The 25,170-nt window shown below is 72.7% G+C and carries 18 protein-coding genes and 2 pseudogenes; 8 read left to right on the forward strand and 12 right to left on the reverse strand.

The features are described from left to right. Nucleotides 1–41: 41 nt before the first annotated feature. A complete protein-coding gene (locus tag ACFYT4_RS30160) occupies nt 42–527 on the forward strand; it encodes a DciA family protein (protein WP_389275943.1) in 486 nt (161 codons plus the stop codon). Nucleotides 528–551: 24 nt separating this feature from the next. After that, complete coding sequence (locus tag ACFYT4_RS30165) at nt 552–1,109, forward strand: dihydrofolate reductase family protein (protein WP_389275946.1); 558 nt, start codon at nt 552–554, stop codon at nt 1,107–1,109. Nucleotides 1,110–1,324: 215 nt separating this feature from the next. Here ACFYT4_RS30165 and ACFYT4_RS30170 read toward each other — a convergent pair whose 3' ends face one another. The 3 genes and pseudogenes from ACFYT4_RS30170 to ACFYT4_RS30180 form a co-directional block, all read right to left on the reverse strand. After that, the gene (locus ACFYT4_RS30170) at nt 1,325–2,119 is read right to left on the reverse strand and encodes an SDR family NAD(P)-dependent oxidoreductase (RefSeq protein ID WP_389275949.1); all 795 of its coding nucleotides are present in this window, start codon (nt 2,117–2,119) and stop codon (nt 1,325–1,327) included. A gap of 504 nt (nt 2,120–2,623) precedes the next feature. Then, entirely contained in the window at nt 2,624–3,700 is a 1,077-nt protein-coding gene (locus ACFYT4_RS30175; RefSeq protein ID WP_389275952.1) for a zinc-dependent alcohol dehydrogenase family protein, read from the reverse strand. Nucleotides 3,701–3,839: 139 nt separating this feature from the next. Further along, nucleotides 3,840–4,523 (reverse strand): annotated as a pseudogene (locus tag ACFYT4_RS30180) (universal stress protein); the annotation flags it as partial. On the opposite strand from ACFYT4_RS30180, the gene ACFYT4_RS30185 reads away from it, so the two are divergent. Next, entirely contained in the window at nt 4,423–6,093 is a 1,671-nt protein-coding gene (locus tag ACFYT4_RS30185; RefSeq protein WP_389275955.1) for a SulP family inorganic anion transporter, read from the forward strand. The pseudogene ACFYT4_RS30180 and the gene ACFYT4_RS30185 sit on opposite strands and share 101 nt — an antisense overlap. 79 nt (nt 6,094–6,172) lie before the next feature. Here ACFYT4_RS30185 and ACFYT4_RS30190 read toward each other — a convergent pair whose 3' ends face one another. Both ACFYT4_RS30190 and ACFYT4_RS30195 read right to left on the reverse strand, forming a co-directional pair. Continuing rightward, nucleotides 6,173–7,204 carry a zinc-dependent alcohol dehydrogenase family protein gene (locus ACFYT4_RS30190; protein WP_389275958.1) on the reverse strand — a complete coding sequence of 344 codons (1,032 nt, stop codon included), beginning with the start codon at nt 7,202–7,204 and terminating at the stop codon, nt 6,173–6,175. Between the two features lie 197 nt (nt 7,205–7,401). Beyond that, complete coding sequence (locus ACFYT4_RS30195; RefSeq protein ID WP_389275961.1) at nt 7,402–7,986, reverse strand: TetR/AcrR family transcriptional regulator; 585 nt, start codon at nt 7,984–7,986, stop codon at nt 7,402–7,404. 249 nt (nt 7,987–8,235) lie between these two features. Here ACFYT4_RS30195 and ACFYT4_RS30200 point away from each other — a divergent pair, with 249 nt between their 5' ends. Then, the gene (locus tag ACFYT4_RS30200; RefSeq protein ID WP_389275964.1) at nt 8,236–9,765 is read left to right on the forward strand and encodes a DHA2 family efflux MFS transporter permease subunit; all 1,530 of its coding nucleotides are present in this window, start codon (nt 8,236–8,238) and stop codon (nt 9,763–9,765) included. A 48-nt stretch (nt 9,766–9,813) separates the two neighbouring features. Here ACFYT4_RS30200 and ACFYT4_RS30205 read toward each other — a convergent pair whose 3' ends face one another. Then, nucleotides 9,814–10,491 carry a hypothetical protein gene (locus tag ACFYT4_RS30205; RefSeq protein WP_389275967.1) on the reverse strand — a complete coding sequence of 226 codons (678 nt, stop codon included), beginning with the start codon at nt 10,489–10,491 and terminating at the stop codon, nt 9,814–9,816. A gap of 381 nt (nt 10,492–10,872) precedes the next feature. Continuing rightward, nucleotides 10,873–11,910, reverse strand: a complete 1,038-nt coding sequence (locus ACFYT4_RS30210) for an alcohol dehydrogenase catalytic domain-containing protein (protein ID WP_389275970.1) — start codon at nt 11,908–11,910, stop codon at nt 10,873–10,875. A gap of 462 nt (nt 11,911–12,372) precedes the next feature. Between ACFYT4_RS30210 and ACFYT4_RS30215 the strand changes: the two genes are divergently transcribed. After that, a complete protein-coding gene (locus ACFYT4_RS30215; RefSeq protein WP_389275973.1) occupies nt 12,373–13,344 on the forward strand; it encodes an ATP-binding cassette domain-containing protein in 972 nt (323 codons plus the stop codon). Continuing rightward, on the forward strand, nt 13,341–14,132 hold the full coding sequence (locus tag ACFYT4_RS30220) for an ABC transporter permease (RefSeq protein ID WP_389275976.1): 792 nt from the start codon (nt 13,341–13,343) through the stop codon (nt 14,130–14,132). Before ACFYT4_RS30215 ends, ACFYT4_RS30220 begins: the two co-directional genes overlap by 4 nt. Here the strand turns inward: ACFYT4_RS30220 and ACFYT4_RS30225 are convergent. After that, nucleotides 14,113–17,250 carry an ATP-binding protein gene (locus ACFYT4_RS30225; RefSeq protein ID WP_389275978.1) on the reverse strand — a complete coding sequence of 1,046 codons (3,138 nt, stop codon included), beginning with the start codon at nt 17,248–17,250 and terminating at the stop codon, nt 14,113–14,115. The genes ACFYT4_RS30220 and ACFYT4_RS30225 overlap by 20 nt on opposite strands. A gap of 393 nt (nt 17,251–17,643) precedes the next feature. Here ACFYT4_RS30225 and ACFYT4_RS30230 point away from each other — a divergent pair, with 393 nt between their 5' ends. Further along, nucleotides 17,644–18,561, forward strand: a complete 918-nt coding sequence (locus ACFYT4_RS30230; protein WP_389275981.1) for an NADP-dependent oxidoreductase — start codon at nt 17,644–17,646, stop codon at nt 18,559–18,561. A gap of 716 nt (nt 18,562–19,277) precedes the next feature. Here ACFYT4_RS30230 and ACFYT4_RS30235 read toward each other — a convergent pair. Then, nucleotides 19,278–19,742 (reverse strand): DUF2267 domain-containing protein, encoded by a 465-nt coding sequence (locus ACFYT4_RS30235; protein ID WP_389275984.1) that lies wholly within the window; start codon nt 19,740–19,742, stop codon nt 19,278–19,280. A 270-nt stretch (nt 19,743–20,012) separates the two neighbouring features. Next, nucleotides 20,013–20,912, reverse strand: coding sequence for a SigB/SigF/SigG family RNA polymerase sigma factor (locus ACFYT4_RS30240; RefSeq protein WP_389275987.1), 900 nt, complete (start codon nt 20,910–20,912; stop codon nt 20,013–20,015). 316 nt (nt 20,913–21,228) lie between these two features. Here ACFYT4_RS30240 and ACFYT4_RS30245 point away from each other — a divergent pair, with 316 nt between their 5' ends. Beyond that, entirely contained in the window at nt 21,229–23,109 is a 1,881-nt protein-coding gene (locus ACFYT4_RS30245; RefSeq protein WP_389275990.1) for an N-6 DNA methylase, read from the forward strand. A gap of 40 nt (nt 23,110–23,149) precedes the next feature. Here the strand turns inward: ACFYT4_RS30245 and ACFYT4_RS30250 are convergent. Both ACFYT4_RS30250 and ACFYT4_RS30255 read right to left on the reverse strand, forming a co-directional pair. Continuing rightward, a pseudogene (locus tag ACFYT4_RS30250) lies at nt 23,150–24,589 on the reverse strand (UvrD-helicase domain-containing protein); the annotation flags it as partial. 72 nt (nt 24,590–24,661) lie between these two features. Beyond that, the gene (locus ACFYT4_RS30255; RefSeq protein ID WP_389275993.1) at nt 24,662–25,102 is read right to left on the reverse strand and encodes an ATP-binding protein; all 441 of its coding nucleotides are present in this window, start codon (nt 25,100–25,102) and stop codon (nt 24,662–24,664) included. Nucleotides 25,103–25,170: the final 68 nt, after the last annotated feature.

The following is a 25,170-nucleotide window of genomic DNA, read 5'->3' on the forward strand; positions in this document are numbered from 1 at the left end:
TGGTCGTGTGTGGAGTGTGACGACGGGGTGCTGCCCTGGGGGTGTGGGCCGACACGACGGGCCTGCTGCCGGTCGTCATGGTCACCCCCGCGTCCGTGCAGGACCGGGCCGGAGGCCGCATCGTCCTGGCCCGCCCCGCCGCGGGCCTGCGCACGGCCGGTCTGGTGCGGGCCGACGGCGGATACGCCAACTCCGTTGATTCCACGCCGCGGGGGCGGTGGGCGGCCATTGCTCCTGAGCCGGCCGGGCACGTTGCCGCCGTCGGCTTCGACCCGGACTCAGGCCGGCTCATCGTGTGCCCGGAGTCGACGGGCTGCGCGACGAAGGCGCGGCTGGAGCAGACCCGCCTCATCGCGGCCGCCAACGAGGCCGCGGGCCGTGCGGTCGTGCGCGCCCTGCGGATCCTGCCGCCCGGAACCGTGCCCGCCCCCGACTCGGCCGACGCTCCCACGGGCCCGGCCGCCGGCCGGCCGATCGATGAGTTCCGGGTCGTGCGGAGGTCACAGCCTGGACCGCCGGCAGACTGACGCGCTCGTACCCGAAGGAGACGCATGGCACAGCTCATCTACTCGATGATCACCTCGCTCGACGGCTACGCCGAGGCGGCGGAGGGCGGCCTCGGCACCGGGGCCGACGACCAGGAGGTGCATACCTTCATCAACGACCTCTTCCGCCCCGTCGGCACGTACCTCTACGGCCGGCGGATGTACGAGACGATGGTCTACTGGGAGACCGCGCACACCGAGCCCGACCAGCCGCCGCACATCCTGCAGTACGCCCGCGACTGGCAGGCCGCGGAGAAGATCGTGTACTCCACGACGCTTGAGTCGGTGTCCAGCGCGAAGACCAGGATCGAGCGGACCTTCGATGTGGACGCGGTGCGCAAGCTCAAGGCCGAGGCTGATCACGATCTCACCGTCGACGGCCCGAACCTCGCGGCCCAGGCGATCGCGGCCGGTCTGGTGGACGAGTACCACCTGTTCATGACCACGAGCGTGGTCGGCGGCGGCAAGCGGTTCTTCCCCGACGGCGTGCGCCTCGATCTCAAGCTGGTCGAGGAGCGTGCCTTCGACAGCGGACTGATCTACGCGCGCTACCGGACCCGCTGAGCCGCACCGGTTGGTCTCACCTGCCGACGGCCGAGCCGGGGCAGGTGAGACCGGGCCGCAGGCGAGGAAGGGGGCGCGTGCTGTGGCCGCATGGGTTCGCCGGGTCGGGAAGGGCATCCGCTGGGGCCTGGCCGCGCTGAAGTCGATCCGCGCCGCCCGAGTGGTCATGCCATGAGCCCCGAGCAGGATTCCCCGCGGCACCGTCGCGCCAGGGCTCAGGTCGTCTTGGTCTGGCCGCCGTCGATGAGGAATTCGGCGCCTGTGATGTTCGCGGCGCGGGGCGAGGCCAGGAAGAGCGCGAGGTCGGCGACCTCCTGAGGTTCGGTGAAGCGTCCCGTGGTGATGCCCATCTGCTGGGGCACCACCACGTCCATGGCCTCCTGGGCAGTGGTTCCCGCGCCGGCCGCCACGGCGTCGGCGAAGCCGCCGGGGGCGGTCCAGAACGGGGTGCGGACCGGTCCCGGAGCAATGGCGTTCACCCGTACGCCGCGCGGCGCGAACTCCTCCGACAGCGACTTGGTCAGGCTGGTCAGCGCGGCTTTGGCCGCCGAGTAGTCCACCACCGTGGGGAAGGGCTGCCGGGCGTTGATGGAACTGATGTTGACGACCGCGCCTCCGCCGTCCGCGAGCAGGTGCGGCAGCGCGGCGCGGCTGGCGCGGACGGCGCTGAAGAAATTCAGGTCGAAGCCCCGCTGCCACTGTGCGTCGTCGATGGCGAGGAAATCGGTGCGGGGCTCGGTGGCTCCGACATTGTTGACCAGGACGTCGATCCTGCCATGGCGTTCCATCGCCGCCTGGATCAGTGCATCCACGCCTTCGCCGGTAGCCAGATCGCCGGCGGCGAAGGCCACGTCGTATGTCTCGCGCAACGCGGCCAGCTCAAGGGTCTCGGAACGGCTGCCGGCGACCACACGCACGCCCTCATGCAGGAACGCCTCGGTGATGGCCAGGCCGATGCCCTTGCTGGCACCGGTGACGACGGCGACTTTGCCGGTGAGCTCCAGATCCATCGCACGCACTCCTGTGTCATGAACTCGGCATGGATTTTTCTCACAGATCGGGGTATTCACGGGCATTGTGTGCGTCGGATCCCCTGCGTCCTCGCAGGCACGCCGTGCCCTGCTGTCGGGGTGTGAGACCACCGTCAGCTGCGGTCGGTCCTCGACGGATCCTCTGGCCCTGGAGATCGCATCGGCCTCATCCTCCGGTGTGCGTCCAGCCGCACCGTCCGCGACCGCGACCGCCGGAGGCGTCCGCTGGTGTGCACCCCGATGTCACGCAGTTCTTCACTCAGCCGCTCGCAGAGCAGACCGGACACTTCCGGCGCGCCTACGCCCCCATCGAGAAGTCGGTCTGCCGACGGCTGCAAACACCTGGAGAAACCGCGCAGCCTTGTATTCCTGGTCGGTCAGTCTGCGCACACGGGCAGGCTCGCTCACCGCACCTGCAGCGGTGGGATCAGACGTCACCGCACATCCAACCGCCACGACCGCCAACCCGGCGCACCTATGCGGTCACAGCACCTCGACCGCGGGCAGCACGGCGTCGTGCGGGGTGTCGCCCAGGACCACCTTCATCGCGCCCGTGTCGGCGGCGCGGGAGAAGACGTCGTACGCCTCCTCCATCTGATCCCGCTCGAAACGGTGGGTGACCAGGGCGGTCGAGGAGATCTTCCCCGCCGCCGCCATGCGCAGCAGCAGCGGTGTGGAGAAGGTGTCGACCAGGCCGGTCGTGATGGTCACGTCCTTGATCCACAGATCCTCCAGATGGAGGGTCGCGGGTTTGCCGTGGACGCCGATGTTGGCGACCCGGCCGCCGGGGCGGACCGTCCGGGTGCACAGGTCGAAGGTCTCGGGCAGGCCGACCGCTTCGATCGCCACGTCGGCGCCGAGGCCGTCGGTGAGATCGGCGACGAGCCGTTCGGGATCCTCGGCACTGAGGACCGTGGCGTCGGCGCCCATCGCCCGTGCGGCGGTCAGCCGGGATTCGGCGAGGTCGACGACAATGATCCGTTCGGGGGTGTAGAGCCGGGCGGTGGCGACGGTGGCGAGCCCGATGGGGCCGGCGCCCACGATGACAACGGTGTCTCCGGGCTTCACCCGGCCGTTGAGCACGCCCACCTCGTAAGCGGTGGGGAGGATGTCGGCCAGCAGCACCGCGTCGGCGCCGTCGACCACGCTGGTCAGCGGATGCAGGGAGAGGTCGGCGAAGGGCACGCGGACGTACTCGGCCTGGGTTCCGTCGATCAGATGGCCCAGGACCCAGCCGCCGCCACCCTGACACTGCCCGTAGTGGTTCTCACGGCAGAAGCGACACCTCCCGCACGGGGAGATGCAGGAGATCAACACCCGGTCACCGGGGCGGACGGTGCGGACCTCGGCCCCCACGTCCATCACCTCGCCCACGGCCTCGTGCCCCAGGATTCTGCCGGGCGTCACCTCGGGCACGTCCCCCTTGATGATGTGCAGGTCGGTGCCGCAGATCGACACCGTGTCGACCCGGACGATCGCGTCGGCGGCGTCCTTGACCCCGGGGTCCGGCACATCCCGCCAGGAGGTTCGCCCCGGGCCTTCGAAGACGAGCGCTTTCATCGCGGTGACCTCGCTCTCTCATGTAGCGGCTGGGCACCTTCAGCGTCCCGCGGGCAAGGGGATCGGGCATCCGGGGCGGCTCGGCTCGGGCGACCACCGCCTGCCCCACCGAGCCGACCAGGAAGCCAGCGAGTCCACTCAGCCCCCGGGATCCCGGAACCAGCAGGTCAGCGCCTTCCGCAGCCTCGGGCAGCACCTCCCCGGGCCGACCGGTGAGCTGTTTCATGACCACATTGAGATCAGGATGGCTCTGCCACGGTTCCTGGGCCGCTTCGCGGGGGACACGCCCTGACCAGTGACGCTGGGTCTCTTCGCCCCTGAGCGGAGCCTGACCGAGGGGCACCGGTTCCCAGACGTTCACGAGTTTCAGCGCCGGCCCGCGCAGGCTCGCTTCCCTGACGGCCCAGTGGGCGGCGGCGAGGCTCTCCCGGGATGGTCGAGACCGACGCTGACGGTGCGGGACAGGTGCACCTCCTGAGGCGGCGGTGGCTGGGGGGCGGCCTCTTCCGGCAAACGCCGGGACGCGAACGGGCGAGGTGTCACAGATCCCGGTGAAGAGTCGACCACTCCCCTGCCTCAGAGCCCGCCGGTGCGGCCGGACGGGGCGCCGACGCGCGGCTGTCGGCCCTGTGGCGGGATGCTGAAGGCCCGGGCGAAAGGAGATCCCCTTGCCCCAGCGCGCCGACGACCCCAGCGGGAGACGGTATCCGTTCCTTCCCCGGATGCCGGGAATCACGCTGCTCGCCGGATACCGGCGCTCCTGGCTGCGGGGCGACCTGCTGGCCGGGATGACGGTCGCGGCGTACCTCGTACCCCAGGTCATGGCTTACGCGAGCGTCGCGGGACTACCACCGGTCACCGGACTGTGGGCGGTCCTGCCCGCACTGGCCCTCTACGCGCTGCTCGGCTCGTCCCGGCTCCTGTCCGTCGGCCCCGAATCGACGACCGCGCTGATGACCGCGGCCGTCGTCGGACCACTTGCGGCCGGAGACCCCGCACGCTACGCCGCGCTGGCCGCTGCGGTCGCGGTCGCGGTCGCACTGCTGTGCCTGGTGGCCTGGGCCGCCCGGCTCGGATTCGTTGCCGACCTGCTGTCCCGGCCGGTCCTCATCGGCTATCTGACCGGGATCGCCCTGATCATGATCGTGGACCAGCTCCCCCGGCTCACCGGAGTCACCACCACGGGAACGGAGTTCTTCCCCCAGGTGCTGTCGTTTCTGCGGAATCTCTCCGGCGCCGAACCGGCGACCATATGGTTCAGCACCGCGCTCCTGGCCTTCCTCTTCGCGGTGCCGCGCCTCTGGGGAACCGTCCCCCGGCCGCTTCTGGCAGTTGTGCTCGGCACCGCCGCCGTCGCGCTCTTCGGCTGGGAGAAGCACGGCATCGCGGTGGTCGGGGCGATCCCCTCCGGGCTGCCCGCCCCCGCACTGCCCGACCCGGGCGAGCTTCCCCGCCTGCTGCTGCCCTCCCTGGGCGTCCTGCTCGTCGGCTACAGCGATGTGATCCTCACCGGACGCGCCTTCGCCGACCGCGACGACCGCAGGTGGCACGACCCCAACCAGGAGCTACTGGCCCTGGGGGCGACCAATCTCGGCGCGGGCGTCTTCCAGGGCTTCCCCGTGAGCAGCAGCGCCAGCCGCACCGCCCTCGCCGTGTCGGCGGGCGGACGCAGCCAGGCGTACTCGATCACCGCCTGTGCGGCGGTGATCGCCGTGCTGCTGTTCCTCAGCCCCGTCCTCGCCCGGATCCCGGTCCCCGTCCTGGGTGCGCTCGTCGTCTACGCGGCGGTCCGGCTGATCGACCTGGCCGGGTTCCGGCGCCTGGCCGCCTTCCGCCGACGGGAGTTTCTCCTGGCCGTGAGCTGTCTGCTCGGCGTACTCGCTCTCGGGATCCTCTACGGCGTCCTCGTCGCGGTGGGCCTGTCCGTGGCCGAGCTCCTCAGCCGTGTCGCCCGCCCGCACGACGCCGTCGAGGGGCTCGTGCCCGGCATGGCCGGCATGCACGACGTCGACGACTACCCGAAGGCGCGCACCATCCCCGGTCTGCTGGTCTACCGCTACGACTCCCCTCTCTTCTTCGCCAACGCCGAGGACTTCAAGCGCCGGGCGCTGGCCGCCGTGAACGAACAGACCGAACCCGTCCGCTGGTTCGTGCTCAACACCGAGGCGAATGTGGAGGTCGACATCACCGCGCTGGACTCCGTGGAGGAACTACGGCGGGAACTGACCGGACAGGGCATCGTGTTCGCCATGGCCCGGGTCAAACAGGACCTGCGCGACCCGCTGGACGCGTACGGGCTGACCGAGTCGGTCGGCACCGATCTGATCTTCCCGACCCTCCCGACCGCCGTGGCCGCCTACCGGAAGTGGTGTGGGGAACAGACGGACACGTGAGATACGAACTCCGGTGAAGCCAGCCCGTCAACCGGTTGGAGGGTACCGGGATGCTCCGGTGGCCCGGCGCCGGCGGACATCAGCCGGGCACCAGCACTGCGGCGCCGTTCACCCGGTCGGCCGCCAGGTCGGCGAGCGCCCGGTCGGCCCGGCTCAAGGGGTAGGGGCTCACGGTGACCCGGATGCCGACGCGCTCGGCCAGATTCAGGAAGTCCCGCCCGTCCCGGCGGGTGTTGGAGGTGACGCTGCGCAGATTCCGCTCCTGGAACAGATGGCGCTGATAGTTCAGCACCGGGATGTCGGAGAGGTGGATACCGGCGACGGCGAGGGTCCCGGACCGGTCCAGAGCCTCCAGCGCAACCGGCACGAGGTCCCCCACCGGGGCGAAGAGGATCGCCGAGTCCAACGGCTCGGGCGCCCGGTCGTAGGCGCCGCCCGCCGACGCCGCACCGAGTTCCAGAGCGAGCGCCCGCGCCCGCGCCGACCGGGTCAGCACATGAACCGTGGCGCCCTCGGCGAGTGCCACCTGGGCGGCCAGATGCGCCGACGCGCCGAAGCCGTAGATCCCCAGCCGTCCGCCCTCGGGCAGTGCGCTGCGCCGAAGCGCCCGGAAGCCGATGATCCCGGCGCACAGCAGAGGCGCGAGCAGCGCCGGGTCCCGGTCCTCCGGCAGCCGGTAGGCAAACGCCTCCGGAACCACGGCCGTCTCGGCGAACCCGCCGTCAGCGTCCCACCCCGTATAGATGGACCGCGGGCAGAGGTTCTCCCGGCCGGCCCGGCAGTACGCGCAGCTCCCGCAGGTGCCGCGCAGCCAGGCCCCGCCCGCCCGGTCACCGACGCGGAACAGGCTGACCCCTTCGCCCACGGCCTCGACCCGGCCGACGGTCTCATGACCGGGAATCGCGGAGGGGCGGTGCGGTACGAGATCCCCCTCGGCCAGATGCAGATCCGTACGGCACACACCGCACGCCTCCACCCGCAGCAGCAGCTCCCCCGGGCCGGGCGCCGGCGTCTCCCGCCGGACCCGCTCCAACGGCCCGGCGTCGATCGGCCCCGGTGTCCCTACAGCCCAGCCACTGTGCGTGGCAGGCGTGGACGCGGAAACGGCCATGGTTCAAGGCTGCTGCATGTGCTCGGTCGGGGCAAGCGGGTCCGCCCGGGCTGCCGGAACTCCGAACCACAGAGGGTGGACGTCCTTGGGCGATTCCGGCAACGCAGCGAGGGGGTATCTCCCGGGCCGCCGGGCCCGGGGGGCGTGCGTGCAGGGCGTCGCAGGCCGGGCGGGACTTCCGGAAAACGCCCTGAGGCTCAGTCCGCCGACGACAGGGCGTGCCACGCTCCGGTCGCCATCGTCTCGGGGGGAACCAGGTCCGGCGCCGTCAGCCAGTGCCGCAGGACGCCGATGAAGGCGCCCGCCGCGCAGTGCGCCCGAAGCGCGACGCCGGAGCCGTCCCGCGGTCCGGCGGGGTGCGCGGTCAGCTGGTGCGCGACCTGCTTGGCCACCAGGTGCTGCAGGCGGTTGAGGAAGCGGGCGGAGCCGCACGGGCCCAGCATGCGCCGGTAGAGCACGACATGGGACTCGATGTGGCGGAAGACGTCGACGAAGGCCGACGGTGTCCGGCGCGGGCCGTCCACCAGCGGGCAGCGCGCCAGCAGCGCCACCAGTCCGGTCAGTTCGTCCTCCGTGGCGTCGAGCAGCAGCGCGTCACGGTCGCTGTAGTGCTGATAGACCGTCGCGCGGTTCACCGTCGCCCGCTCGGCCACGTCCGCGATGGTGATGCCGGTCAGCTCGCGCTCGGCGGCCAGTTCCAGTGCGGCCGACCGCAACAGCGCCCGGGTCCGCAGCACGCGCGGATCGACGCGTTTGGTGCCGGGCTCCGTCGTGTCGGACATCCGGCCAGGCTACCTCGGTATCCGACAGATGTCGCAGAGTGGTCCGGCGGCCCGGTGGCGGTGCCCGCACGGTGTGCCCGGCCGGACGGTCACGTCGGCGCGTGCCCGTACCCCCCGGAACGCCGTGCCCGGTCGGATGCCGCAAGGGGCTCACCCACCCGGGACCACTATCCAACACGTGTTGCCAACACGACATGTGTTGTGGAACGTTGGGGCGGTTGCTCTTCCGGACGAGAGAAAGAGATCGACGTGACGCCCCATCAGGAGCGAGCCCTGGCGGACGACTCCGAACACATCGATCCCGACCTGTGGTGGCTCGCCGCCATCATGGCCTTCGGCAGCTTCGCCGGGCTGCTGGACGCCACCATCACCAACGTCGCGATCGGACCGCTGGCCACCGCCTTCGACACCGAGATCGCCACCGTCCAGTGGGTGGTCACGGGGTATCTGCTGGCCATCACCGCCACGCTCCCGCTGGGAGCCTGGGCGATGGCACGCTTCGGGGCGCGGCGGACACTCGTCTTCTCTCAGGTCGCGTTCCTGCTCGGGTCCCTCCTTTCGGGGCTTGCCTGGGACGCGCCCAGCCTGATCGGGTTCCGCATCCTCCAGGGCATCGGCGCCGGCCTCGCCCTTCCCGTGGGACAGGCCCTGATCGCCCAGGCGGCCGGACCCCGCCGCCTTACCAGACTGATGTCCATCGTCACCGTCCCGGCCCTGTTCGCCCCGCTCCTGGGCCCCTCGCTCGGCGGTGTCCTGGTGGACCACGCCGGCTGGCGGTGGATCTTCCTCATCAACGTGCCGTTCTGTGTCGTGACCATCGCCCTGGTCCTGTGGCGGGTGCACAACGTCATCGCCCCCTCGAAGGACGCCGTCCTCGACACGCTCGGCCTGGTGCTGCTCGTTCCCGCGCTCGCCGGGCTCGTCTACGGACTCTCCGAGGCCGGTGCGTCCGGCGGGTTCACCGGCGCCAAGGCCCTCACCGGTCTGACCGCCGCCCTCGTCCTGGGTGCCGCGTTCGTCGCGCACGCGCTGCGCCGGCGCGCCGAGGGCGTGCTCGACCTGCGGCTGTTCCTCGTCCGCGACTTCGCGGCCGGCACTCTGACCAGCATGGTCATGGCCGTCGCGATGTACGGCGTACTCATCCCGCTGCCGCTGTACTTCCAGGTGGTCCAGGGCACCGGCGTGCTGGTCTCCGCGCTGCTGCTGCTGCCGCAGAGCGTGGGCTACCTCATCGCGATCACCCTGCTCCAGCGGCTGACGGCGGCTTTCGGGGTGCGCACCGTCACCCTGGCCGGCGTGGTCCTCGTCGGTGTGGGGACCCTGCCGTACGTGGTCATCGACGCCGATCCGGACCAGTTCCTGCTGAGCGCGGCGCTGGTCGTGCGCGGCATGGGGCTGGGCGCCTCGATGATGCCGACCATGACCGCCGCGTTCAGCAGCGTACCCACGGAGGTCGTACCACGCGCCACCAGCGCCTTCCACGTCTTCCAGCGCATCGGCGCCTCGCTGGGCACCGCCGTGCTCGCCGTGGTGCTCCAGAGCGAGGCGCTGCGCCGTCTGCCCGCCCGGGTCCCGGGTCTGACGGCCGTACTGCCCGACAGCGCCGTGGCCCACGGGCTCGCGACGTCCTTCCGGGCGCCGTTCTGGTGGGCCCTGGCCTTCACGGCGCTCGCGCTCGTGCCCGCCTTCTTCCTGCCCGGCCGTCGGCCGCCCGCCGCGGCCGACAAGGCCGACGAGCCCGCCGCGCGAACCGGCGCCGCGCCCGTGCCGTCCGAGTAGAACGGCGGGACGACTCGCAGGAATCCCCCGCTCCGCCGGACCCGGACCTCACGACGCCGGCTCACCGGTGCCGAGGGCCAGGTAGGGGGCGAACTGCTCGGCCACCGCCGCCGCTACGGCTGACGCGCCGAGGGTGCCGTCGACCTCGATGACGCGGATGCCGAGACGGCGGGCGCTCCGTGCCGCGTCCTCGGCGACCAGGCGGTCCCGGGCGACGCGGTTGGCCTGAGCGCGGGCAGGGTCGCTCACCGGGACGTCGAGAGCGCCCGCGCGGGGCAGGGTACGGAGTTGGTGCTGCCGGAAGTCCTCGGTGGGGACGAGGACGACCATCCGCCGGGGTGAGTCGATCAGGGGCGCGACCAGCTCCGGTCGCAGGCCCCAGCCCTCCGCGATGGCCGGTCTGCCGGTGAACAACGCGCGCAGGTCGTCCAGCGCCCACGCGAACCGGACCGGGAAGCCCGCCAAGGTCTCGGAGGCCATCTCCTCCGGGCTCCGCTCCACCCAGACGTGGTCGAGGGTCGGGCCCTGTACCGGCTCACCCAGGGCGATCCGGCGCGCGACCCGGCGGTCCTGGTGGCTGCGGGAGTCGTGGTAGTCGTAGTGATAGACCGTCAGGCCATGTGTGGCGGCGATGAGTTCGGCCACCGTCGACTTGCCCGACCACTGCGCCCCGCCGATCCACAGCGTGCGGTGGAGGCTGCCGTACGGGTCCCGGATGTCTGGCATGGACGCCCTCCCGTGGGAGAACGGCGCAGACCGCCGCCCGGAACTGGTTGTCCGGGTTTGCCAGTGAAGATTGCAGTCTCGTTTTCCTGGCACGGTTGCCAGAGAGTGGAAGAGGAGGGGTACGAGGACGAGGTACACGACGAGGGGGTACGCCCACGATGGCGCTGTCGACCGCGTCCCGCCGTTCGATCTCGCTGACGCGACGATGACTCACCGGGACCTGACGGTCCGTATACGTACCGTGTCAGCAGGCGAGTCCAGCGCATGGGGGTGGACGGGTGCCGGGGCGCCGGCGGCGTCGGGCGCGGTGGGCGCCGGGCGCGGCGCCGGTCGAGTGCGCGCGGTGCCGGTCGGGTACGCGCGGTGCGCGCTGTGTGCGTGTCACGGGCGCACCAACACCTTGAGGTTGGCGCGGGTGTCCATCCTCCGGTAGGCGTCGGCGACCTCGTCCAGCGTGACCTCGGCGTCGAACACCCGGCCCGGTTCGATACGGCCCTCCAGGACGTCCGGGACGGCCGCGTCGATGTAGGCGCGCACCGGTGCCGGCCCGCCGGTCAGGCCCGCGTTCTTCCCGAACAGCGAGCCGACGCCCACCGGGGCCTCCTCGTACTGCGGTACGCCGACCCGGGAGATGATCCCGCCGGGGCGCACGACACCGTACGCCTGCTCGTACGCGGGCATCAGCCCCACCGCCTCCAGGACGACGTGGGATCCCTCGCCGCCGGTCAGCTCCATCACCCGGGCAACGCCTTCCTCGCCCCGCTCGGCCACCACCTCGGTGGCACCCCATTCGCGGCCCAGATCGGTGCGGGTCCTGTGGCGGCCCATGAGGATGATCCGTTCGGCGCCCATGCGCCCGGATGCCAGCACGGCGGACAGGCCCACGGCACCGTCGCCGATCACCGTGACCGTCTTCCCCGCGGACACTCCGCCCATGTGGGCGGCGTGGTAGCCGGTGAGGTACACATCGCTCAGGGTCAGCAGGGACGGCAGCAGCGCCACGTCGGCGTCCCCGGGGATTTTCACCAGGGTGCCGGAGGCCTGCGGTACCCGGACGGCCTCGGCCTGTGCCCCGCCCACCCCGCCCGTTCCGTACCAGCCGCCGCGCGGACAGGCGGTTTGGAAGCCGTCGCGGCAGATCGCGCAGGTGTTGTCCGCGAACGCCCACGGTGAGACGACGAAGTCGCCCTTCTTCAGGCCGGTGACCTCGGATCCGGTCTCCTCGACGACCCCGAGGAATTCATGGCCCATCGGCACGCCCTCGTCCGTGACGGCCATGGAGTGGTAGGGGTGCAGGTCCGATCCGCAGACGCAGGTCAGGGTGACGCGTACGAGCGCGTCCGTGGGGTCCACGATCCGGGGTTCGCGGGCCTCCTCGACCCGAACGTCCCCGGGACCGTACATATATGTAGCTCGCATCGATATCACGCCTCTCGAACCAGGGGCTTCTTCCAACATCCACCAGATCCCCGCACGGCGCTCGGCGGCGGACCGGGACGCGCCCCGGACCAGGGTTCGGGTGAGCGAGAAGGCCCCCGGCCGCCGCCCTGATACCGCCCGGCCCGACAGCGATCTCCGGCGCGGCCGTCCGGCGCCGTCGATGCGGCGCGGCTACGCAGCGGCGGTTTCGGTGACTGAGTGTGATCCGGCGCGGCGCTCCCGCCCGACCGCACCAACCGCACCAACCGCACCAACCGCACCAACCGCTGTGGACGTTCGAGGGCATGCGGCCGCTCGTCGTCGCAGCCCTGATCGCCCGGCCCGGCGAACCCTCGCGGCCACGGCAGCGGGGCTCGACAGCCGCCCTGGGCGACCCGGGTTCCGGAGCGCTGAAACCCTCGTGAAACCGCGCTGAATGCGCCCTGCCGCAACCTCTGCGGCATGACGACCACGACAACGCCCCCCTCGGCCATCGCGGCCCAGGGGCTGCGCAAGGCATACGGGGACAAGACGGTCCTCGATGGGATCGACCTGGTGGTGCCCGCCGGGTCTGTGTTCGCGCTGCTGGGGCCGAACGGCGCCGGCAAGACCACCGCCGTGAAGATCCTGTCCACCCTCGTCACCGCCGACGCCGGTGACCTGCGCGTCGGCGGCCACGACCTGGCGGCCGACCCGCAGGCCGTACGGGCCGCGATCGGTGTCACCGGACAGTTCTCCGCCGTCGACGGTCTGATCACCGGTGAGGAGAACATGCTCCTGATGGCCGACCTGCACCACCTGCCCCGCGCCGAGGGGCGGCGCACCGCCGCCGAACTCCTCGAACGCTTCGACCTCACCGAGGCGGCAAAGAAGCCCGCCTCCACCTACTCCGGCGGCATGAAGCGCCGCCTCGACCTCGCCATGACCCTCGTCGGCTCCCCGCGGATCATCTTCCTCGACGAGCCCACCACCGGCCTCGACCCCCGCTCCCGCCACAACATGTGGCAGATCATCCGCGAACTCGTCACGGGCGGGGTGACCGTCTTCCTCACCACCCAGTACCTCGAAGAGGCCGATCAGCTCGCCGACCGCATCGCCGTCCTCCACGACGGCAAGATCGCCGCCGAAGGCACCGCCGACGAGCTGAAACGGCTGATCCCCGGCGGGCATGTGCGGCTGCGGTTCGCCGACCCCGCCGCCTACCGGGCCGCCGCCTCCACCCTCCATGAGGTCACCCGGGACGACGAGGCACTGTCGCTGTCCATCCCCAGCGACGGCAGCCAGCGCGAACTGCGCTCCCTCCTCGACTGGCTCGACTCCGCCGGCGTCGAAGCCGACGAACTCACCGTCCACACCCCCGACCTCGACGACGTCTTCTTCGCCCTCACCAGCGGCACCAGCCGACCCGACAAGGAAGGCGCGTCCGTCCGATGAGCTCCCTGTCCCACGCCGTACGCGACTCGTCCACGATGGTGCGCCGCAACCTCCTGCACGCACTGCGCTATCCGTCCCTCACCCTGAACCTGCTGCTCACCCCGGTGGTGCTGCTGCTGCTCTTCGTCTACGTCCTCGGCGACGTGATGAGCGCGGGCATCGGGGGCGGCGGCGCGGACCGCTCCGACTACATCGCCTATCTCGTCCCCGGCATCCTGCTGATGACGATCGGCGGCACCCCGGCCGGGACCGCCGTGTCCGTCTCGATGGACATGAACGAGGGCATCATCGCCCGCTTCCGTACGATGGCGATCCACCGCGGTTCCGTGCTCGTCGGGCATGTCGTCGGCAGCGTGCTCCAGTCGATCGCCAGCGTGGTCGTGGTCGGCGCCGTCGCCGTGGCCATCGGCTTCCGCTCCACCGACGCCACCGCCCTGGAGTGGCTGGCGGCGTTCGGGCTGCTCGCACTGGTCGCCCTGGCGTTCACCTGGATCGCGGTCGGCATGGGCCTGGCCGGCCCGAATCCCGAGGCGGCCAGCAACAACGCCCTGCCGCTGATGGTCCTGCCGCTCCTCTCCAGCGCTTTTGTCCCGGTCGACGCGATGCCGGGCTGGTTCCAACCCATCGCCGAGTACCAGCCGTTCACCCCCGCGATCGAAACCCTGCGCGGCCTGCTCCTCGGCACCGAGATCGGCCACAACGGATGGCTCGCCGTCGCCTGGTGCATCGGACTCACCGTACTGGGCTCCTACTGGTCGACGGCGTTGTTCAACCGCGACCCGAGATGAGCGTGCGGGCTGCCCCCCGCAGCTCGTCACGCCCCAGGGCGGCGTACGCCGACACCGCGTCGGCGTACGCCGCCCCGACAGCGTGCCCGGCGGCCCCCACCGCCTGCCGGGCGCGGGCCGCCGACATCGTCGGCTGGAACTCGCGCGGCACCCGCAGCCGTTCGGCCAGCGCGATCATCCGTACGGCACGGGCGTCGCCGGACACGAGCCCCGCCATGCCGAGCGCGTACAGCACCGTTCCGAACACCGGAAGCTCAAGAGGCGAGCGGGCCGGACCGGAGAGCAGTGTCCGCAGCGCCCGCCGCAGCCGGTCGACCGGCTCCGCGACGGGTTCGAGACGGCCGGCCTGCGCGTGCGCCGTCACCGCCGCCGACTGGATCTCCAGCGCCCATGGGTCGAGCCAGGGATCGCCGCCGTGCGCCGAACCGGCCTCGGGCATCCGCTCCACGGCCCTGAGCCACAGCCCGAGCCCGGCCTCGGTCCGTCCGCGGGCGAGCGCGATCTCGGCGCGGGCGCCGAGATCGGGGCTGTAGAAGACGTCCTGCTGGGGTGTGTTGTCGGTCTCCGCCTGACCCAGCCAGTACTCGGCCTCGTCGGGATCGCCGCGCTGAAGACAGGCGAGGGCGAGGGCCGAGCGGATGCCGACGTAGTCGTGCTGGTCGCCGGGCCGCGGCAGCGCCTGGAGCGCCGCCTTGAGATGCCGGTACGCGACCTCGCCCTGCCCCGTTCGCAGGCACAGCTCGCTCAGCCGGGAATGGCCCATGAGCCGGAGGGTCGGGTTGTCGACCGGAGCCAGTACGGCGTTCATCCGGCGGGCCGACGCGATCGCGCGGTCGATGTCGTGCTCGTACTCCCAGACGTAGGTGGCGACGCACTCGGCGATGCCGGCGACCAGCGGCTGCCCGCTGTCGCAGAGCCTGTGCAGCACCTCGTAGTCGGGAGGCAGCATCTCGGGGACCGCGCTCAGCACTGCCGCGGTGGCGCGCGGCAGCGTGTCCGGCGGGGCCGGGGGCAGCCGCCGGAGGGTGACGAGCTGGCGTACGACGCGCGGGCCGTGGTTCATGAACAGACCCGCCGTGCACAGCACCGCGGCGGCGCGGGCGACTTCGACGTACTCGGGCCCGGGGTGGTAGTGCGACAGCGGCGGGCCGGTCTCGGCGGCGAGAGCGGCGAGGCGGGAGTAGTGGGAGTCGGTGGACCACAGAGTGGCGAGGACGGCGGTGAGGGCGGCGATGGCGGGGCCGTCCTCACGGGCCAGGGCGTACCGGAGGGCCGGTACGAGGTTGTCCTGCTCCGCCCTGATCCAGTCCCGGGCGGCCAGCGGCCGTGAGCCGAAGAGCACGTCGTGGTACGCGACCCCGAAGTCCCGTGCCCAGGCGAGGAAAGCGCCGACGGCCTCCTCTTCCTCGCCCGCCTCGGCACGGCGGGCCGCACCGAACTCCCGTACGGTCTCCAGCATCCCGAACCGCACGCCGACCGGGGTGTCGGTCACGGTGAGCAGCGACTGATCGGCCAACTGCTCCAGCAGAGACAGCGCGTCCTCGCCCAGCATGTGCTCCGCCGCCTCGCCGGAGAAGCCGCCGGGGAAGACGGACAGCGTGCGCAGCGCCGCCCTGGCGTCCTTGGCGAGGAGGTTCCAGCTCCACTCCACGACCGCGTGCAGCGTGCGGTGGCGCTCCGGCACGTCCCGCGCCCCGCCGCGCAACAGCGCGAACCGGTCGCCGAGGCGGCGGGCGATCTCCGGCACGGACAGCACCCGCACCCGTGCCGCGGCCAGCTCAACGGCGAGCGGCAGCCCGTCGAGGTGGCGGCACAGCTCGGCCACCGCGTCCGGTGCCAGCTCCACGCCGGGCCGCGCGGCCCTGGCCCGCTGGGTGAACAGTTCGGCCGAGGTGTCGAGACCGAGCTCCGGCAGCGCGTACACCGCCTCCGACGTGAGGCCCAGCGGGGCCCGGCCGGTGGCGAGCACCCGCAGGTCCTCCGAGGACGAGACCAGGGCCCGTACGAGGCCGGCGACGCCCCGGACGACCTGTTCGCAGTTGTCCAGCACCAGCAGCGCGGGCCCGGAGCCGAGCACGCCGAGGATGCCGGACACGGGGTCGGCGGGGGCGTGGCCGCTCAGGGCGCCGGGCCTCCCCTCGCCCGCGCCGAGCGCGGAGGCCACCTCCGTGGCCACGTCCTCGTCCGCGGTGACGGCGGCGAGCGGCACGAAGTGCACCACGCGCTGCCCGGCCCGGCGGCTCACTGCGTGCGCGAGCCGGGTCTTGCCGAGGCCGCCGGGGCCGACGACGGTGACGGCGCGGGAGCGGCGCAGCAGCCGCTCCACCGCCGCGATGTCCTCGTCCCGGCCGAGGAGCCGGTTCGGCTCGTGCGGTACGCCGTGCCTGACCGTGGGTGCCTCGCCGTGCAGCAGCTCCCGCTGTACGGCCCTGAGCCCGGCGCCCGGATCCGTGCCGAGTTCGTCGCGCAGTTCACGGCGGTACGCCTCGTACCGCGTCAGCGCGGCGGACGGGCCCGCCGTCGCCGCCAGGCCGCGCAGCAGTTCGGCGAGTACTTCCTCGTCGCGCGGATGCTCCGAGGCAACCACGGCCAGCGGACCGGCCGCCTCCGCGTGCCGCCCAAGCCGGGCGAGCGCGAGCGCCCGCGCGCGGACGAGCGTGGCGCGGACGGGAGCGCGGTCGGTGCGGAGCGCCGCCACGGGGTCGCCGGTGCCGCCGGTCTCATCGAGGGTGCCCTCCCACAGCGCGAGCCCGGCCTCGGCCGCGGCCAGCGATCCCGTGTGGTCCCCTGCCCCGGCCCGGTCCGCGCTCGCGGCGGCGTGCAGCAGCAGGGCGGAGCTGTCGACCTGATCCTCGGCGAGCGTGAGCCGGTATCCGGTCGGCGTGCTCGCGATGACGCCGGCGCCCAGCCGTGCCCGCGCCCTGGACACGAGGACCTGCACCGCCTTTCCCGGCCGCTGCGGCAACTCGTCCGGCCACAGCCCCGCCACGAGCCGCCCGGTGCTGCAGCCCGTGCGCAGGTCGCCCGCGAGCAGCGCGAGGAGGCCGCGGAGCCGGGGCGCGGTGACCTCCTGTCCGCGGAAGGCGACCCGCGGCAGCAGGGTCAGGTCGGTGGTCACCCGAGCAGATTAGCCAAGGCCACGGCCCGCCCGGACTCCCGCAGCGCGCCGGACTCCCACCGCCCCCGCGCATTCCGCCGCCCTCCGCGCATCCACCGCTCCCGCACATCCCGCCGACCGGCACCCCGGCGAACCCTCCTGTCGCGGCACCGGCCGAGGCGGGGGCGGTTCCCGACGGGCTGGACGCTCGGGAGCCCGAAGCCGCCGGCGGTGCTCGCCGCGTCTCACCGGCGGTGCCCGCGAGGGCGGGACAGGGGTGTCCACAGGGCGTTCGGGTGCCGTCGCCGCGACGGTGGGTGCGCCGGGCGGGAGGGGGCGGGGTCCGGCCTACGATGGCGTGACTTCGGCAGCGGGCGGCAGCGGATGCCGCCCCCACAGGGAGAGGCCGCGGGCGTGGAAGCCATCGTGTTCGAGGAGTTCGGCGGGCCCGGCGTACTACAGCTGCGGGAGGTGGACACGCCCAGCCCGGGGCTCGGGCAGGTCCGGCTGCGCGTGGCGGCGGCCAGTGTCAATCCGCTCGACTACAAGATCCGCAGCGGGTTCATGCAGGGCGCCTTCCCCACCCCGCTCCCCGCGATCCCCGGCTTCGAGGCGGCCGGAGTGGTCGACGCGGTGGGGGACGGCGTCCGCCATCTCGCGGTGGGCGACGAGGCCCTCGGCTTCACCGACACCGGCTCGTACGCGGACTACGCCCTGGCCACCCTCGCCGTACGCAAACCAGGCGGGCTCTCCTTCGAGGAGGCCGCCGCGCTGCCCACGGCCGCCGACACGGCGGAGCGCACCCTCGAACTCCTCGCCCTGAAGGAAGGGGACACCGTACTCATCCACGGCGCGTCCGGAACCGTCGGCACCGCGGCCGTCCAACTCGCCCTGCTGCGGGGTGCGCACGTCGTCGGCACCGCGTCCCCCGCCCGCCATGACGCACTGCGCGCGCTGGGCGCGACACCCGTCGCCTACGGCGAGGGCCTCGTCGCCCGGGTCCGCGAGGCGGCTCCGCAAGGGATCGACGCCGTTCTGGACGCCGCGGGCAAGGGCGCGCTGCCCGACTCGATCGAACTCCGCGGGGGCACCACGGACCGGATCGTCACCATCGCCGACCCCGCCGCCGCCACCTACGGTGTGGTCTTCTCCTCGGGAGGCGGCCGGAGCCTGGACCGGCTCACCGCCCTCACCGCCCTCGCGGCCGACGGCAGGCTGCGCATCCCCGTCGCCGGGACGCTGCCCCTGGCACAGGCGGCCCGCGCCCAGACGGACAGCGAACACGGACACCCCTCCGGCAGAATCGTGCTGACACCCGAGCCCAAGCGCTGACGGGCCGGTGCCGAGGGCGCCCACCGCCTCACCGGCGGACGGGCGGTGGATCCCGGGCCGGGGGCGCTGTCGACGGCCGGCCCCGGCGCCCTTCGCCCCGGTGACCGAGGGGGGTTGCCGCGCCATCCACACCGGACTGCCGCCGGAGCCCACGACCGCCCCGGCCACGGGCAGGGCCGCGCGCCCCGGCACGGGCCCGGCGACCGGCACCGGCGGTCAGGTGGCCCGCCGTGACGGAGACCCGGCCGACCACAGCACCCGGGCCTACGATCCACCGCACCGGCACGGGCTCCGGCCGGAGAACGCCGCCCGCCGAACCCCTCGCTCCTCGAACACCGAAGAGTCCGGGCGGAAGCCGGGCCGACGGCTCGTCAGGACGGCTTCCGGCCCTCCGGTGAGGGCCTGGGCGGCGACCCGCCCCGGCCACCGCGCCGACCGCCCCCGGTCCCGCCGCATGAGAGCGGGAGTGGCGGACACCGGTCCGGTGACCCGTGCCGGTACGGCGTCCGGCGCGGCGACCCCGTACAGGGCGCCGCGCTCGTGGACTCCGGCCGGCGGCGCGGCGATTCCGCCCGTTCACGTATGACGGAAATCACGACGGAAATCAGGACTGAAGTCTCGGGGAAGTGCCGGGCGAGCGCGGGGAACGCGCCCCTGCCCGGCCGGCGGACCGGGCACGGCCTCGCGGCACGCCACCGGCCGGCCCCCGCCGCCCGCTACAGCGGGGACGGTGACGCGGGCCGCGGGCGGACGAGCCGCGCCTGGCCGAACAGGAGGGCGTAGCCGTCGGGGAGCCCGGTGAGGACACGGGCCAGGAGGTCGGGGCCCGCGAGCCGGGCGACGGTGGTCAGGACCGTACCGGTGTCCCAGCGGGCGGTGGCCCGGGTGGCGCCGGGTGTGTGGTGGGCGATGTCCGCGACCAGCTCCCCACCGCCGAGGGGACGGTCCGCGCCGGTCCGGGCGGTGAGATGGCTTGCGGCCACGGGAGGGAGCGCGGCCGCGAGATCGGTGCGGTCGCCGCCGCTGAGCTGCTGCCCGAGCGCCGCCAGGACGGTTCGGGTGACGACGGCGGCCCTCTCACGGGTGGGGTAGCGGCCCTCGTAACGAACGGTCTCGATGAACTGGTTGTCGGTGAGGGCCCTTACGGGTCTTGTCGGTTCGGGCCGGTGCTGCTGGATCACGGTGGGTGCGCCTCTCTCGGTCCACGGTGTGTGGGTGTGGCGGTCGGGCGGGGGCTCGGGGGCCGCCTGGGTTCAGGTCTTGTCGCCCCCGGGCCCGGTGGTGGCCGGTCGGGTCGGTCCGGACGGGTGCGGCCGGGTCCGGAAGGGTGCCGGTGGATCCGGGCGGGTGCCGGTGGATCCGGGCGGATTCCGAGCGATCCGGACAGATGCCGGAGGGTCCGTCCTGATACAGGGTACGTAACAGGGCGAGTTGACGCGGGCGGGCGGCGGTCAGCGTTCGGTGAGCAGCCCCGACCTCAGCCGGGTGAGGGTGCGGTTCAGCAGCCGGGAGACATGCATCTGGGAGATGCCGAGTTCGCCGCCGATCTGCGACTGGGTCATCTCCTGTCCGAACCGCATCTCCAGCAGGCCCCGTTCACGGTCGTCGAGCCTCTCCAGCAGGGGCGCGAGGGAGTGCAGATCCTCGACCAGCTCCATGGCCGGGTCGACATCTCCCAGGGTGTCCGCGTACACGCGGCCGGCGCCCGGGGAGGGGGCGTCCTCGGAGTCGCTGTCGGGCGTGTCGAGGGAGCCCGCGGTGTAGCCGTTGGCGGCCACCATGCCCTCGGTGACCTCCTCCTCGCTCATGCCGAGCAGTTCGGCCAGCTCCTTCACCGTCGGGTCGCGGTCCAGCACCCCGGCCAGCTCGTCCCGGGCCTTGGCCAGCTCCGTACGCAACTCCTGGAGCCGGCGCGGCACGTGCACCGCCCAGCTGGTGTCCCGGAAGAATCGTTTGATCTCACCCACGATGTAGGGAACGGCGAACGAGGTGAACTCCACCTCACGGCTCAGGTCGAACCGGTCGATCGCCTTGATCAGCCCGATCGTGCCGACCTGGACGATGTCCTCCATCTCGCCGCTGCCCCGGTTGCGGAACCGCCGTGCCGCGAACCGCACCAGGGAGAGGTTCATCTCGATCAGCGTGTTGCGGGCGTACTGGTATTCCCAGGACCCCTCGTCCAGCGTCCGCAGCCGGTCGAAGAACACCTTCGACAGACTCTTCGCGTCCCGCGGCGCCACCTTGGCCGCGTCCTCCACCCGGGGCAGTCCGCACACCCCCTCCGCCTCGCTCCCACCGATCGTTCCCGGCTCGACACGGTCACGCTGCGCGGCAACCGCTGCGCTCGGCATGATGGACTCCCTCCACTGGCACGGACACTGAGCGGGTGTGACGGTGCGTCTGCCCCGGGTCCGTGATCTCAACCCTCGGATTCCGGTTTTGTTCACGGACGGTGGTGCGTGTCACCCCCTGCGCGTGCCCTCTCTCTGCAAGCCCGCGAGCCCGGGCGCGACGACCGGACGCGGACCGCGGTCACCTCCGCACCTCCGGCCCCACCCCACTCAAGGTGATCTTGCTGACACGCTCGGTGGCGAGACATCCGCTCGTATACAACGTCAACACATTCCGCCCATCAACGCTGTGCATCGACCGTATACGGTGGTTTGCATGGCTGACACAGACACGGCTCCGTCCCCGCCGGGCCCCCTGGTCTCGGGGTCGGAGATCGCGCGCCTCGCCGGGGTCACCCGCGCGGCCGTCTCCAACTGGCGGCGGCGGTACGAGGACTTCCCGCAGCCGGCGGGCGGCGGGGCGGGCAGTCCGCTGTTCGTCCTGGAAGCCGTGCGGGCCTGGCTGGAGAAGCAGGACAAGGGGCAGGAGATCTCGGGGGAGGTCAGGCTCTGGCAGTCACTGCGAGCGGCCTACGGCGAGGAGATGGTCACCGGTCTCGACGCGCTCGCCCGCCATCTGGCCGGCGGGGAGACGGCCGGCTCCCTGCCCGCGGAAGCCGTACGGCTCGCCGGCGAACTGACCGCTGGACATTCCCCGGAGGACGCCCCAGGAGCTTCCGCGGGGAGTCCGCCGTCGGCGCTGCTCACGCATCTGGTGCGGCGGCTCACGGACTCCGCCCGGCGGTCCGGCTCGGACCAGGTCACCTCGGAGCGGGTCGTGCGGGCCGTACGCCACTTCGCCGGTCCGGTGGCGGACGACGCCACCGTCTTCGACCCGGCCTGCGGCATCGGCACGCTCCTCCTCTCGGTCGGAGCGGCGGATGCCACCGAACCAGCCGCCGGACCAGCCGCCGAATCGGCCGCCGGACCGGAGCAGGGCACGGGAGCGAGCCCGGGAGGAAGCAGGCGACGAGGCCGGACGCTCGGTCCGCAGCGGGATCCGGACCAGGACCCCAGCCAGGAGCAGGAGCCGGGCCAGGACCCGAACCAGGAGCAGGGCCCCCGCCGGATCGGCCAGGAGTCCGATCCCCCCAGCGCCTCCCTGGCACGGCTGCGGGCGGAACTCCTGGGCCGTACCGACGTCCTGGTGGCCACCGGCGACTCGCTCCGCGCGGACGAGTGGCCGAAGCTCAGGGCGGACCTCGTCGTGTGCGACCCGCCGGCGGGCGCCGGTGACTGGGGCCGTGAGTCCCTGCTCCTGGACTCCCGCTGGGAGTTCGGCACCCCGCCCCGCGCCGAGGGCGAACTGGCCTGGCTCCAGCACGCCTACGCGCACACCACGCCCGGCGGGCGGCTCATCATGGTCATGCCCGCGTCGGTCGCGTACCGCAAGGCCGGGCGCCGCATCCGCGCCGAACTGGTCCGCCGCGGTCTGCTCACCCAGATCGTCGCCCTGCCCGCCGGGGTCGCCGCCTCCCACTCCCTGCCCGTCCATCTGTGGCAGCTCCGGCGCCCTCGCGCCCCGGGGGACTCCATGGCCTCCGTACGGCTGGTCGACCTGACCGCGAACGATCCCGACGGCACCCTGGAACCGGCCCCGGCCCAGGTCACCGACGTTCCCCTGATCGACCTCCTGGACGACAGCGTCGATCTCACCCCCGGCCGCCACACGACGGCGTCCCACCGCGACTACGGCGCGGAGTACGCAAAGCTGCGCGGGCGGCTGGCGGAACAGCTCACCCGCCTCGGCACCCTGCTGCCCGATCTCGCCGAAGGGCCGGGCCCCGGCTCCCTGGACGGGTCGATGGTGAGTGTCGCCGAACTGGCGAGGGCCGGTCTCGTCGAGTACGGCGGTCCGCAGCCGGTCTCCGTGAGCGACCAGCTCGACACCGACTATCTGCGCGGCTTCCTGCACAGTACGGCGAACGTCAGGCGGTCCACGAGCGCCAGCGGGACCTACCGCGCCGACGGGCGGGGCGCCCGCGTCCCCCAGCTCGACATCGGGGAACAGCGCCGGTACGGACAGGTCTTCCGCGCCCTCCAGGAGTTCGAGGAGGTCGTGCGGGCGGTGTCCGAACTGAGCCGGGAGACCGCCTCCCTGGCCCGGGACGGCCTCGGCAACGGGGCGCTGTCGCCCCGTACGCCTCCTGTGTCCTGAGAGGCACGGCCCTGAGCGGCACGGGACCTGCGGCCCGCTCTCAGGTGGCCGTCCGGGACGGGTACGGATCGGCGCCCGGCAGAAATCCGCTCGGCCGTCCGCTCCAGGACACCTGGAGCGCCTCGCGCGCCCGGGTGCACGCCACGAACAGCAGGCACCGCTCCCGCAGGAGATCGGAGTCGTGCTGGAGCACGTCCACGTCGCTGGGCGTGACCTCGCGGGCGAAGGGCAGCGCGGTCGCCGTCACGCCGGCCACGGCGACGCACCGGAACTCCAGGCCCTTCATGGCGTGCATGGTCGCCAGCCGGACCGCCTCCTTCTCCGGCACCGGGTGGTCGCGGACGCGGACCACCGGGATCCCGTCGGCCGACAGCCGCTCGTACACCTTGTCGAGCAGGACGTTGAAGCGGGTGCAGACGCCGATCTCGGACGGCCGGACGCCTTGCGCGATCCACTCCCCGACCCGTTCCGCGAGTGCGGACACCTCCGCGCGTTCGTTGCCGTGGCCCCGGACGACGGGTGTGCGGCCGTGCAGCAGGGAGCGGTAGCCCGCCAGGCTGTCGGTGCCCTCGCCGCCGAGATCGGTGACCGTCACGGGCGCGAGGATGCCGGTCGACCAGGTCAGGATCTCCTCCGTGCTCCGGTAGTTGATCCTCAGCCGGCTGCTGCGCCCGGCCACGGCGATGCCCAGCGAGCCCAGCGAGACCTTGGAGTCGTAGATCCGCTGGTGCGGATCGCCGGTGAGGAACAGGTCGTCCGCGCCCTGCGCGACCGCGCCGCGCAGCACCCGCCACTGGGCGGGGTGCAGATCCTGCGCCTCGTCGACGACGAGGTGGTCGTATCCGGGTCCGGCCGCCGCCAGCAGCCGGGCCGCCCGCGCGCACACCTGGAGATGCGTGGCGGCGGACCGGCTCCGCAGCGCCGACTCGAAGTGCTCCACCGCGGGCCACAGCCGCCCGCGCTGGGCCTGGGACAGCGCGGTGCCGCGCCCCCGCCGGGAGGCGGCCCGGTAGCCGTCGAGCCCGCGCAGGTCCTGGGCCAGGACGACATGCCGGTACTCCTGGGCGAGGAACTGCTCCGTCCACGGCAGGCCGAGCTGTCCGCGGATCCGCGCCCACAGCCGCAGTTCCTCGCGGTCGTCGACGAGGTGGAGGGCCGGGCCCGTGCCCAGGTCCCCGACGATCCGGTGGGCGTACGCGTTGACGGTGGTCACGTCCACCCGCGCGAGCTGTGCCTCGTCACCGTCCAGGAGGAGGGACAGGTTCTCGCGCAGGGCCGCCGCCAGGGCGTTGGTGTACGTGGTGAGCAGGACGCGGGTGCGGGGCGCACGGGAGAGGAGATGCTTCACCCGGTGCAGCGCCACGACCGTCTTCCCGGTACCTGGTCCGCCGGTGACCTGCGCCGGCCCGCTGTACGAGGGGCGGTAGGCGACCCGGCGCTGCGAGGGGTGCAGAAACACCCGCCAGGCCACGAACGGCCTCGCGGATCCGTCCCCAGGGGCACGCTGTCGCCGCAGCGTACTGACCCGCGCCGACAGCGGCCCCTGGCGTCCTCAGTCCGAGCCGGTGTCCAGCTCCGCCCACACGGTCTTGCCGCTCGGCGGACACGGCGTGCTCCCCCACCGGTCCGCCAGCGCTCCGACCAGGAGAAGCCCCCGGCCCGACTCCCCGTCGTCCTCCGGCACCTCCTCGGGCGGTACGAGCGGCCGGTCGCCCCGGGCGTCGGTGACGTCCAGCCGGAGCGTGCCGGCAGCCGTGTCGTACGAGAGCCCGAGCCGGAAGCCCCGGTCCCGCACTCCGGCGTGGAGCGCTGCGTTGGCGGCCAGCTCGGCGACGACGACCTCGGCGCGGTCGATGACGGCGGCCGGGATGCCCCAGCGGCGCAGCTCCCCGACGGTGAGCTGCCGCGCCAGCCGCGCGCCCCGGCGGGTGGTAGGCAGACGCTGGGAGAACACACGTACGGTGAGCGGTTGTTGAGGTGCGGTGAAGTGCATGGCCGACACGATGACGGCGGCTACGGGGCCTCCACCAGCGCCGAACCGTGTACGCGCGGCCCGCGTAC

Source organism: Streptomyces sp. NPDC004609, assembly GCF_042873655.1.
In the GTDB taxonomy this organism is placed as follows: Bacteria; Actinomycetota; Actinomycetes; order Streptomycetales; family Streptomycetaceae; genus Streptomyces.

Excerpts from the sequence above, each read along its gene's own strand:
- ACFYT4_RS30165 (WP_389275946.1), top strand. The coding sequence starts at position 552 with ATGGCACAGCTCATCTACTCGATGATCACCTCGCTCGACGGCTACGCC.
- ACFYT4_RS30170 (WP_389275949.1), bottom strand. The coding sequence starts at position 2,119 with ATGGATCTGGAGCTCACCGGCAAAGTCGCCGTCGTCACCGGTGCCAGC.
- ACFYT4_RS30175 (WP_389275952.1), bottom strand. The coding sequence starts at position 3,700 with ATGAAAGCGCTCGTCTTCGAAGGCCCGGGGCGAACCTCCTGGCGGGAT.
- ACFYT4_RS30185 (WP_389275955.1), top strand. The coding sequence starts at position 4,423 with ATGCCGGGAATCACGCTGCTCGCCGGATACCGGCGCTCCTGGCTGCGG.
- ACFYT4_RS30190 (WP_389275958.1), bottom strand. The coding sequence starts at position 7,204 with ATGGCCGTTTCCGCGTCCACGCCTGCCACGCACAGTGGCTGGGCTGTA.
- ACFYT4_RS30195 (WP_389275961.1), bottom strand. The coding sequence starts at position 7,986 with ATGTCCGACACGACGGAGCCCGGCACCAAACGCGTCGATCCGCGCGTG.
- ACFYT4_RS30205 (WP_389275967.1), bottom strand. The coding sequence starts at position 10,491 with ATGCCAGACATCCGGGACCCGTACGGCAGCCTCCACCGCACGCTGTGG.
- ACFYT4_RS30210 (WP_389275970.1), bottom strand. The coding sequence starts at position 11,910 with ATGCGAGCTACATATATGTACGGTCCCGGGGACGTTCGGGTCGAGGAG.
- ACFYT4_RS30215 (WP_389275973.1), top strand. The coding sequence starts at position 12,373 with ATGACGACCACGACAACGCCCCCCTCGGCCATCGCGGCCCAGGGGCTG.
- ACFYT4_RS30220 (WP_389275976.1), top strand. The coding sequence starts at position 13,341 with ATGAGCTCCCTGTCCCACGCCGTACGCGACTCGTCCACGATGGTGCGC.
- ACFYT4_RS30240 (WP_389275987.1), bottom strand. The coding sequence starts at position 20,912 with ATGCCGAGCGCAGCGGTTGCCGCGCAGCGTGACCGTGTCGAGCCGGGA.
- ACFYT4_RS30245 (WP_389275990.1), top strand. The coding sequence starts at position 21,229 with ATGGCTGACACAGACACGGCTCCGTCCCCGCCGGGCCCCCTGGTCTCG.
- ACFYT4_RS30255 (WP_389275993.1), bottom strand. The coding sequence starts at position 25,102 with ATGCACTTCACCGCACCTCAACAACCGCTCACCGTACGTGTGTTCTCC.